The organism is uncultured Campylobacter sp. (assembly GCF_938017775.1).
Taxonomy (GTDB): domain Bacteria; phylum Campylobacterota; class Campylobacteria; order Campylobacterales; family Campylobacteraceae; genus Campylobacter_B.
In genome coordinates, this window is the sequence record NZ_CALIIU010000031.1 from 1 (window position 1) to 2,021 (window position 2,021).

1 protein-coding gene is annotated in these 2,021 nt (G+C 54.0%); it reads left to right on the forward strand.

Annotation, left to right across the window (positions count from 1 at the left end; translation table 11 throughout):
- The coding region (locus Q0537_RS04650) for a hypothetical protein (RefSeq protein ID WP_299225502.1) at positions 1-2,021 on the forward strand (2,021 nt) is incomplete at both ends.

The window sequence follows — 2,021 nt, forward strand, 5'->3', positions numbered from 1 at the left end:
CGCGATCCTAACGGTATTCGGCGCGGTTTTCATCGCGCTTTGCGCCTTTATAGCGTTAAATTTAAACCGCGTAAATTCCGATTTTTACGAGCTGAGCGGCATCGAAATTTCGGGCGAGCAGAAACAGAGCGTCGAGGATTTCAACCGCGAGATCGCGCGGCAAATCATCGTCGCAAGCGCAGAGAGAGCGAGCTTTGACGCGTTCATTGCAGATATGCAAAAAAGCGGGCTTTTTGAGAGCATAATTTACGAGGTAAAGGACGCGAGCGTGTATCAGAGCGAGCTTGCGCGCTTTGCGCCCGCGATGCTCGATGATGCTAGCGTGGAGCTTTTAAAAAGCGATCCGCAGGCCTTTTTTGAGCGTAGCGCGCGTGAGCTTTACTCAAAATTTCGTCCGCTTAGCCTCTCGCAGGATTTTTTCTCGCTTAGCCTTCATTCGCGCCTCGGCGCTCGCGGCGCAATCAAGCTCGATCCTACGCAGAACCGCTTTATTGCGATCATTAACGGCGCGCCGCACTACCTCGCTACTGCTAAGCTCGCTCCAAAAGCAAATGACGACGCGCTTAGCGCGCTGGTGCGCGAGGCGCAAAAGAGCGAAATTTTAATCTCCGGCACCGCCCTTTTTAGCGCTTTGGGCAAAAGCGCGGGCGTGCGTGAAAGCTCCGTCGCGGGCGCCGTTTCGCTTAGCCTGTGTGCGGCGCTGCTGCTGGCGGCATTTTCGCGCGCACGGATCTTCTGCCTGCTGCTGCCCGCGCTTTTCGGGCTTGCCTGCGGCGTAGCGGCTACGATGGCGATCCGCGGCTCGATCCACATCCTAAGCGCCGTGGTTTCGACGAGCCTAATCGGGCTGATGCTGGATTACGCGGTGCACTGGCTCGGCGCAAACATCTCGCGCGAGATCAAAGCTCGCTCGATAAAAAGCATGCGAAACATCCTGCTTCTAGGGTTTTTCATCACCGCGGGAGGCTACTTCGTATTTTTATTCAGCCCGTTTTTTCTGCTCAAAGAGATCGCGATCTTTGCGATAGCCGCACTTGCGGGGGCATTTTGCTTTAGCTACTTCGCCCTGCCGCTGCTTCTTGAAGGAGCGGAATTTCGCCCCGCCCCGCTCTTTGCAAAAGCTCTTGAGCTCTACGCAAAGGCGCTTTGCAAGATAAACCTAAGCTTCAAAGCGCTCATTCTCGTTTGCGCGGCGCTGCTTGCATTTTTGTATTTTAAAATGGAGCTTAAGGACGACGTCAGCGAATACGCGAGCTTGGATAAAAACCTGATCGCGATGAGCGCCAAGCTCGTAAGCATCGGAGGCTCCAGCTTCGATCTGATCGTGGGCAACGATGCAAGCGTGGTAGCCAAAGAGGCCGTGGCGCGCGGTCTTGCAGACTCATACACCGGCGCGCCGATTTTGGATCCCGCTACGCAGAGCTTTATCAAACAGGCCTTTGCAAACTACGATAGAAGCGCATTTTTACGTCTCGGGCTTAGCCGAGAGCTCGTGGACGCAAACTTTGCCAAGATCGCAGATGCGCCTATTTTAAGCTACGAGCAAGCTAGAAGCTCCGTTCTTTTTGCCGCGATGTCGAGCATCGATCCGCATATCGCTTTTTTGCGCGGCGTGCGCGATAAAGCAGCCGTAAGCGAGCTTGCCGCGCAGATGGGCGCGCTGCATCTAAATATGCGAAGCGCCATAAGCGAAGCGTTTTCACAGATCAAAATCAACGCCTTGTATCTAAAATGTGCCGCATACGCGCTCGCGCTCGCGCTGCTGTGGGCGTTTTTCGGCGCGCGGACGGCATGGCTGATCGTCATCTGCGTTTTTGCGACAAATTTAGCCGTGCTTGCCCTGCTTAGCGCATTTGGCGTGAGCGTGAATATATTTGCGATCTTTGCGCTGATCCTATCAGGCGCCGTGGGGATCGACTATATGATCTTTGCAAACAACGATAAGATGGCGCTTAGCGATAAAATTTTCGGCATCACGCTTGCGTCTTTAACCAGCATAATCTCTTTTTTTACGCTCGCTT